Origin of the sequence: Streptomyces sp. ISL-12, from assembly GCF_018614415.1 — a bacterium.
Lineage (GTDB): Bacteria > Actinomycetota > Actinomycetes > Streptomycetales > Streptomycetaceae > Streptomyces.
This window is the reverse complement of record NZ_JAGGOO010000179.1, coordinates 20,491-27,333: the sequence shown is the minus strand read 5'-3', so window position 1 is coordinate 27,333 and position 6,843 is coordinate 20,491. Positions and strand designations below refer to the sequence as shown.

4 protein-coding genes are annotated in these 6,843 nt (G+C 72.4%); all 4 read right to left on the bottom strand.

Annotated features, from left to right (window positions below; genetic code table 11):
- Positions 1–32: 32 nt before the first annotated feature.
- The 4 genes from J7I94_RS36025 to J7I94_RS36010 all read right to left on the bottom strand — a co-directional run bounded on the left by J7I94_RS36025 (position 33) and on the right by J7I94_RS36010 (position 6,783).
- Positions 33–2,111 carry a SpoIIE family protein phosphatase gene (locus J7I94_RS36025; protein WP_215174282.1) on the bottom strand — a complete coding sequence of 693 codons (2,079 nt, stop codon included), beginning with the start codon at positions 2,109–2,111 and terminating at the stop codon, positions 33–35.
- 280 nt (positions 2,112–2,391) lie between these two features.
- Entirely contained in the window at positions 2,392–3,087 is a 696-nt protein-coding gene (locus J7I94_RS36020) for a DUF402 domain-containing protein (protein ID WP_215174281.1), read from the bottom strand.
- Between the two features lie 131 nt (positions 3,088–3,218).
- Complete coding sequence (locus tag J7I94_RS36015; RefSeq protein WP_215174280.1) at positions 3,219–4,604, bottom strand: aspartate ammonia-lyase; 1,386 nt, start codon at positions 4,602–4,604, stop codon at positions 3,219–3,221.
- A 502-nt stretch (positions 4,605–5,106) separates the two neighbouring features.
- Positions 5,107–6,783 carry a fumarate hydratase gene (locus J7I94_RS36010; protein WP_215174279.1) on the bottom strand — a complete coding sequence of 559 codons (1,677 nt, stop codon included), beginning with the start codon at positions 6,781–6,783 and terminating at the stop codon, positions 5,107–5,109.
- Between the last annotated feature and the right edge of the window lie 60 nt (positions 6,784–6,843).

The following is a 6,843-nucleotide window of genomic DNA, read 5'->3' as shown; positions in this document are numbered from 1 at the left end:
GGGCGCCCTCCCCCTTTTCCGCTTCCGTACGCTCAGCCGTGGTTCAGCTCGAACCAGACCACCTTGCCGGTGCTCAGCCGGGTCGCGCCCCAGCGCCGGGCCAGCCGGTTCACCAGGTACAGCCCGCGCCCGCCCTCGTCGGTGGCGCGGGCCTGCCTGAGGCGCGGCAGCTGCGGCACGTCGTCGCCGACCTCGCAGCGCAGCACGTCGGTGCGGAGCAGCCGCAGGGTCACCGGGCGGGAGGCGTACCGCACCGCGTTGGTGACGACCTCGCTGACCAGCAGCTCGACGGAGTCGGTCAGCTCCTCCAGGCCCCAGCGGGCCAGCGCGTGCCGGGCCAGCCGGCGGGCCCGGCCGGGCGCCGCGTCCTCCGGCTCCAGGTACCAGTACGCCACGTCGCTCGGCGCGATCCCGTCGAAGCGGGCGGCGAGCAGCGCGATGTCGTCGTCCCGGTCGCCCGGCCCGAGCATGTCCAGCACCTCGTCGCACAGGGCTTCCAGGGGCGGCGGATGGTCCGGGCCGGTCAGCTGGGCGGTCGCGGCGAGCTTCTCCCGCAGCTGCTCTATGCCGGTCCACACGTCCCGCAGGCGGGACTCGACCAGCCCGTCCGTGTAGAGCAGCAGCGTCGCGCCGGCGGGCGCGTCCAGCTCGACGGCCTCGAAGTCCACGCCGCCGACGCCGATCGGGGCGCCCGGCGGCACCCGCAGCACCTCGGCCCGGCCGCCCAGGTGCAGCAGGACGGGCGGGGGATGGCCGGCGTTGGCGATGGTGATGCGGTGCGAGACCGGGTCGTAGACCGCGTACAGGCAGGTCGCCATGCGGTCGGTGCCCAGCCGCTGGGCCTGCTCGTCGAGGTGGTGCAGGACCTCCTGCGGCGGCAGGTCGAGCCCGGCGAGGGTCTGCGCGGTGGTGCGCAGCTGGCCCATGATGGCCGCCGACGTCATGGAGTGCCCCATCACGTCCCCGACGACCAGCGCGACCCGGCTGCCGGGCAGCGGGATCGCGTCGTACCAGTCGCCGCCGACCCGGGCCGTCTCGGCGGCCGGGAGGTAGCGGGAGGCCAGCTTGACGCCGGTGCAGCGCGGCAGGTTCTCCGGCAGCATCGTGCGCTGCAACTCGTCGGCGATGTACGCCTCGCGGCCGTACAGCACCGCCTTGTCGATGCCCAGCGCGCTGTGCGTGGCGAGCTGCGCGGCCACCAGCAGGTCGTCGGCCTCGAAGGCGGCCCGCTCCGGACGGCGCAGGAACAGCGCGGCGCCGATCACCCGGCGCCGGCCGCGCAGCGGCGCCAGGACGGCACGCCGTCCGTCGGGCAGCGGGAGGTCGCTGAGGTCGCCGAGGAGTTCGGGCAGGGCGGCGCGGGCCGCGGGCGCGTCCGTGAAGACCGGCCGCACCCCGCGCAGCACCTCGGCCAGCGCGCTGCCCGGCCGCACCTCGCACAGCTCCGCGCCGACCGCGTCCAGGTCGGCCGGTTCGGGCTGGACCGGTGGCATGAACCCGCCCTCGGTGTCCCGCTCGGCGGGGATGCGGTCGGTGCGGCGCAGCCGCAGCACCAGCGGACCGGTGGGCCGCTCGTCGCCGACCGGCAGCGGCTCGCGCAGATAGACCAGGATCGCGTCGGCGAACGTCGGCACGGTCGCCCGGCACAGCCCCATCACGATCTCGTCCAGGTCCATGCCCCGGGCGATCCGCCGGGTGGCGGCGCCCACGAAGCGCAGCCGGTCCCCGTCCCGCCGCATCGGCGTGGGCTGTCCCGGCGGCAGCGGCTGCCCGCTGCGCCGCTCCGACCCGGTCTGCTCGGCCGGGACGCCGCCGGGCGGGGCCGGGACGCCCTCCGGCACCGGTACCGGCCGCGGGCGGTGCGCGTCGGGCCCGGCCGGCTGCTCGGTGCCCGGCTGGGCGTGCTCGGAGACGTCGACGGGGTCCCCGCCCACCGCGGCGGTCCCGGGCGGTGGAGTGTCCCCGGTGGGGCCCTGGGCCGGCAGCGCGGCGTCGGGGGCGCGCGGTGGTGCCGGGGTGTGCAACAGCGCCCCGCGGGGGTCCGTGGGGTCGTTGCCCGCCTGGGGGCGGTCGAAGGAGATCGGGTGCTCCGTCACGCGTGTCGAATCCATCCGTCCGCGACTGCGCGCCGCGCGTGCAGTTCGTCCCGCAGAAGTCCCGATACCCGGAACACGTGCCCCGGGAACGGATTTCCCGCGCGGTCGGGCGCTGTTCCCGAACCGCTGCCGGGCCTGCCGTGATCCGTGCCGGCGTTGCCCTCGTACCCCTCGCTCACGTCCTGCCGCCCCTCGGTGACGTTCGGTCAAGCCCTGCGTGTGCCACGCCTGTTGCCACCGCGAGCCCTTGCGGAGGACGATCCTACGTTTGTTGCCCGGGGGCGTATCAAGGGTCTCACGAGGACACGTGCGCGGGCGTGCGATCCCAGTCCGCCGGGAGGGACGGTACCGGCCACGCCGGATCCGGCCGCCAGTGCTGCCAGCCGTCGGAGTACGGCGCCACCCAGGCGCGGATCACCTCCACCGCGGCCCGCCCGGCCTCCCGTACCCGGTCGGCGAGGGCCGCGTCCATCAGCCCGTCCCGCTGGGCCTGCGCGAACTCGTCCTCGTCCCGCCAGTGCCACGTCCGGTCCGGGTGGACGGAGATGTCCAGGAAATGGTCCTCGGAGTCGACCCCGCCGGCCCAGCGGGTCAGCGGCTCCTCCAGGTTCACGTACCAGTTCTTGAACGCCCAGCCCGGTTCCCAGAACAGCCACACCGACCAGGGCTCGCCGGGCCGGGCCAGCTTCAGCACCCCGGTGCCGAACCAGCGGTCGCGCCGCACGGTCCGGGGTCTGGTGTAGCGCGTGGACAGCGGTTCCCGGTGCAGGGGCGTGCCGTCGGCCAGTACGGGCTTGACGCACTCGGTGCCGGGGGCCAGCCAGACGGCGAGTAGCTCGGCGTCGTCGCGTACGACGGTGACGGGGCGGGCGATGTGCGGGCGGGGGCCGCCGTTCTCCCGGTAGCGCCACAGGATCTGGCTGCCGGGTGTCCAGAACACCGCCCGTCCGTCCGTCCCCGTCGCCGTGTTCACCGTCTCACCGTCTGCCATGGACAGATATTAGGTGCCCCGGGCACCCGGCGCTGCGGCATCCGTCACGCCGGGGCACCGGGAGGGGGCGCGGGCGGGCCGGGTGCGCCGGCCAGGGCCGGGCAGACCCAGTCGGGACAGCCCGGGATCGGTCAGGGCCGGGTCATCCGCAGCACGTCCAGCGCCTCGTCGAGCTGCTCCTCGGTCAGGTCGCCGCGCTCCACGTACCCGCCCTCCACGACGACCTGACGGATCGTCTTCCGCTCGGCCAGCGCCTTCTTGGCGACCTTGGCGGCCTCCTCGTACCCGATGTACTTGTTCAGCGGCGTGACCACGGACGGCGAGGACTCGGCGTACTCGCGGGCCCGGTCCCGGTGGGCGACGATCCCGTCCACGGTGCGGTCGGCCAGCAGCCGCGAGACGTTGGCGAGCAGCCGCACGGACTCCAGCACGTTCTTGGCGATGACCGGCAGCATGACGTTCAGCTCGAAGTTGCCGGCCGCGCCCGCCGTCGCCACGGTGGTGTCGTTGCCGACCACTTGGGCGGCGACCATCAGCACCGCCTCCGGGATGACCGGATTCACCTTGCCCGGCATGATGGACGACCCCGGCTGGAGGTCGGGCAGAGAAATCTCCGCGAGCCCGGTGCGCGGCCCCGACGCCATCCACCGCAGATCGTTCGCGATCTTCGTCAGTCCGACCGCGATGGTCCGCAACTGCCCGCTGGTCTCGACGATTCCGTCCCGGGCGCCCTGCGCCTCGAAGTGGTTCCGCGCCTCGGTCAGCGGCAGCCCGGTGACGCGGGCCACCTCCGCGATGACGGCGGCGGAGAACCCGGGCGGCGTGTTGATCCCGGTCCCGACCGCCGTACCGCCCAGCGGCAGTTCGGCCAGCCGCGGCAGCGAGGCGTGCAACCGCTCGACGCCGTACCGCACCTGGGCCGCGTACCCGCCGAACTCCTGCCCCAGCGTGACCGGCGTGGCGTCCATCAGATGCGTACGCCCCGACTTCACCACGTCGGCGAACTCCTCCGCCTTGCGCTCCAGCGCCGCCGCCAGGTGCTCCAGGGCCGGGATCAGGTCCCGGCTGACGGCGGCGGTGGCGGCGATGTGGATGGAGGACGGGAAGACGTCGTTGGACGACTGGGAGGCGTTGACGTGGTCGTTGGGGTGGACGTCCCGCCCGAGCCGCTCGGTCGCCAGGGTGGCGAGGACCTCGTTGGTGTTCATGTTGGACGAGGTGCCGGAGCCGGTCTGGAAGACGTCGACCGGGAAGTGCGCGTCCCACTTCCCCTCGGCGACCTCACCGGCCGCCTCCTGGATCGCGCCGGCGATCTCCTCGTCCAGCACCCCCAGCTCGGCGTTGACCTTCGCCGCGGCCCCCTTGATCCGGGCGAGCGCCTCGATGTGCGCCCGCTCGATCCGCTGCCCGGAGACGGGGAAGTTCTCGACGGCCCGTTGCGTCTGCGCGCGCCACTTGGCGTCGACGGGGACGGGGACCTCGCCCATGGAGTCGTGCTCGATGCGGTAGTCGCTCATGTCCGGTACAGCGAACGGCGACGGGGAGTTGTTCCGGGTCAGGGGTGCTTTTCGCCCGTACGGCTTTCCGGGGCGGGGAACCGCGATCCGGCAGCTCCGGCTTTCCGGGGCCGGAGTCGCGATCCGGCCCGTCAGGTTCCCGAGTCCGGAGGCCGAATTCCAGCCCGTCAGGCTTCCGAGTCCGGAAGCCGATATCCAGCCTGTCAGGCTCCCGAGTTCGGAGGCCGAAATCCAGCCCGTCAGGCTTCCGAGTTCGGAGGCCGAATTCCAGCCCGTCAGGCTTCCGAGTCCGGAAGCCGAAATCCGACGCGTCCGGCTTTCCGAGTCCGGAAGCCCACAGCCAACCCGTCCGGCTTTTCGGGGCAGGGAGCCGAGATCCAGCCCGTCCGGCGTTTGAGGACGAGGCCGTCCAGGCCGAACGGGGGTCCGGGGGCGGAGCCCCCGGGGACGGGACGGGCAGGGGCGGCGGGGGCGAGAACCAGCCCGCCACCGCCCCGAGGCTCTACGCCAGCCCCGGCCCCCGCACCGGAATCGACGTGAACGTCGGCTGCGGCGCCGGGTCCTGGAAGAAGTCGTTGCCCTTGTCGTCCACGACGATGAACGCCGGGAAGTCCTCGACCTCGATCTTCCAGACCGCCTCCATGCCGAGCTCCTCGTACTCGACGACCTCGACCTTCTTGATGCAGTCCTGCGCCAGCCGCGCCGCCGGCCCGCCGATCGACCCGAGGTAGAAGCCGCCGTGCGCCCCGCACGCGTCGGTGACCTGCTTGCTCCGGTTGCCCTTGGCGAGCATCACCTTGGAGCCGCCCGCCGCCTGGAACTGCTCGACGTAGGAGTCCATGCGCCCGGCGGTCGTAGGCCCGAAGGACCCCGACGCGTACCCCTCCGGCGTCTTCGCGGGTCCCGCGTAGTACACCGGGTGGTCCTTCAGGTACTGCGGCATCTCCTCACCGGCGTCCAGCCGCTCCTTGATCTTGGCGTGCGCGATGTCGCGGGCCACGACCAGCGGGCCGGTCAGCGAGAGCCGGGTCTTGACCGGGTACTTGGTCAGCTCGGCGAGAATCGCGTCCATCGGCTGGTTGAGGTCGATCTCGACGACGTCACCGTCGGACTCCAGCTGCTCGTCCGTCGTCTCCGGCAGGAACCGCGCCGGGTCGGTCTCCAGCTGCTCCAGGAAGACGCCCTCGGCGGTGATCTTCGCGACGGCCTGCCGGTCGGCGGAGCAGGAGACGGCGATCGCGACCGGGCAGGACGCGCCGTGCCGCGGCAGCCGCACCACCCGCACGTCGTGGCAGAAGTACTTGCCGCCGAACTGCGCCCCGATCCCGATCTTCTGCGTCAGCTCGAAGACCTTCTCCTCCAGCTCCTTGTCCCGGAAGCCGTGCCCCAGCTCCGAGCCCTCGGCCGGGATCTCGTCCAGGTAGTGCGCGGAGGCGTACTTCGCGGTCTTCAGCGCGTACTCGGCCGACGTACCGCCGACGACGATCGCCAGGTGGTACGGCGGGCAGGCGGCCGTACCGAGCGAACGGATCTTCTCCTCCAGGAACCTCATCATGGAGGCCTCGTTCAGGACGGCCTTCGTCTCCTGGTAGAGGAACGACTTGTTGGCCGAGCCGCCGCCCTTCGCCATGAACAGGAACTTGTAGGCGCCGCCGTCGGTCGCGTACAGCTCGATCTGCGCGGGGAGGTTGGAGCCGGTGTTCTTCTCCTCCCACATGGTGAGCGGGGCCATCTGGGAGTAGCGCAGGTTCAGGTTCTTGTAGGCGTCGTAGATGCCCCGGCTCAGGGCCTCCTCGTCGCCGCCCGCCGTGAGCACGTTCTGCCCGCGCTTGCCCATCACGATCGCCGTGCCGGTGTCCTGGCACATGGGCAGCACGCCCGCCGCCGCGATGTTGGCGTTCTTCAGCAGGTCCAGCGCGACGAACTTGTCGTTGGACGACGCCTCGGGGTCGTCGATGATCCGGCGGAGCTGGGCCAGGTGGGCGGGGCGCAGGTAGTGCTGGATGTCGTGGATGGCCTCCTCGGCCAGCTTGCGCAGCGCCTCCGGCTCCACCTTGAGGAACGTACGCCCGTCGGCCTCGAAGGTGGAGACACCCTCGGAGGTCACCAGCCGGTACGGGGTGGTGTCCTCTCCCTGGGGGAGCAGATCGGTGTACACGAACTCAGGCATGTCGCCCATTCCTCACTCGACAGACGGCCGCTGGCCTCCATTGGCAGCGTCCACCAGCGTAGAACCTGC

What these genes read in the sequence shown, in the direction of transcription:
- J7I94_RS36025 (WP_215174282.1), bottom strand. Translation starts at nt 2,111, where the DNA reads ATGGATTCGACACGCGTGACGGAGCACCCGATCTCCTTCGACCGCCCC.
- J7I94_RS36020 (WP_215174281.1), bottom strand. Translation starts at nt 3,087, where the DNA reads ATGGCAGACGGTGAGACGGTGAACACGGCGACGGGGACGGACGGACGG.
- J7I94_RS36015 (WP_215174280.1), bottom strand. Translation starts at nt 4,604, where the DNA reads ATGAGCGACTACCGCATCGAGCACGACTCCATGGGCGAGGTCCCCGTC.
- J7I94_RS36010 (WP_215174279.1), bottom strand. Translation starts at nt 6,783, where the DNA reads ATGGGCGACATGCCTGAGTTCGTGTACACCGATCTGCTCCCCCAGGGA.